The organism is Niveispirillum sp. FG156 (genome assembly GCF_057809555.1).
Window position 1 is genome coordinate 1 of record NZ_JBMDKE010000091.1, and the last position, 1188, is coordinate 1188.

General features: G+C 61.8%; 1 pseudogene and 1 other annotated feature. The pseudogene reads left to right on the forward strand.

From position 1 onward, the window contains the following. Positions 1–1173, forward strand: a pseudogene (locus ACODSP_RS28185) (IS3 family transposase); the annotation flags it as partial. Next, positions 239–355: a sequence feature (AL1L pseudoknot), on the forward strand. It overlaps the preceding pseudogene by 117 nt. Positions 1174–1188 lie beyond the last annotated feature (15 nt).

A 1188-nucleotide genomic window follows, 5' to 3' on the forward strand; every position in this document is an offset into this window, starting at 1 on the left:
GCGCGGTGCGGCTGGTATTGGACAATGAGGGCCAGCACTGCTCACGGTGGCAGGCGATCCTGTCGATTGCGGGCAAGATCGGCTGTTCGGCGCCGATCCTGAACGATTGGGTCAAGAAGGCCGAGGTGGACAGCGGGCGCCACGCTGGCATTCCGACCGAGATGGCCGATCGGCTGAAGGCACTGGAGCGGGAGAACCGTGAGCTGCGTCAGGCGAACGAGATTCTGTGTAAGGCGTTAGCATATTTTGCGATGGCGGAGCCCGACCGCCGGTCGAAGTGATGGTGTCGTTCATCGATGCGCATCGTGATGCGCACGGGGTCGAGCCGATCTGCAGGGTTCTGCCGATCGCCCCATCCACATACTACAGTCATGTTGCAGGCCGATCCGATCCAGAGCGGCTGTCGGATCGGGCACGTCGGAATGCAGCGTTGCGATCGGAGATCCGCCGCGTGTTCGAGGAAAACTGGCGGGTCTATGGCGTGCGGAAGGTCTGGCGGCAACTGGGGCGGGAGGGGTTCGATGTCGCGCTGCACGGTCGCCTAGCTGATGAAGGACATGGGCATCCAGGGCATCATCCGCGACAAGCCGCACAAGACGACGATCCCCGACAAGAAGCTCCCATGCCCGCTGGGCAAGGTGAACCGGCAATTCAGGGTACCCGCACCCAACAGGCTGTAGGTGCCGGATTTCCCCTATGTCGCCACCTGGAAAGGATTCGTCTATGTAGCTTTCGTCATCGACGCCTATGCCCGCAAGATCGTGGGCTGGCGCGTCAGCACCTCCGCGCAGGCGGGGTTCGTGCTCGACGCCTTGGAACAGGCCGTGCCCCGCCAAGGCCATGGGCTCGGTTCACCACAGCGACCGTGGGTCCCAATATCTGTCCATTCGCTATACAGAGCGACTGGCGGAAGCCGGCATCGAACCATCAGTCGGCAGCGTCGGAGACAGCTACGACAACGCCTTGGCGGAAACGATCAACGGGTTGTTCAAGGCCGAGGTCATCTACCGTCGCGGCCCATGGCGCAGTGTCGAGGCCGTGTAATACGCCACTCTGGAATGGGTCGATTGGTTCAACAACCGACGCCTGCTCGAGCCAATCGGAAACATCCCACCCGCAGAAGCCGAGGCCAACTGCTACGCAGCTCTGGAAACTAAAGCCCTGGCCGCGTAACTATTGAATTCCAGC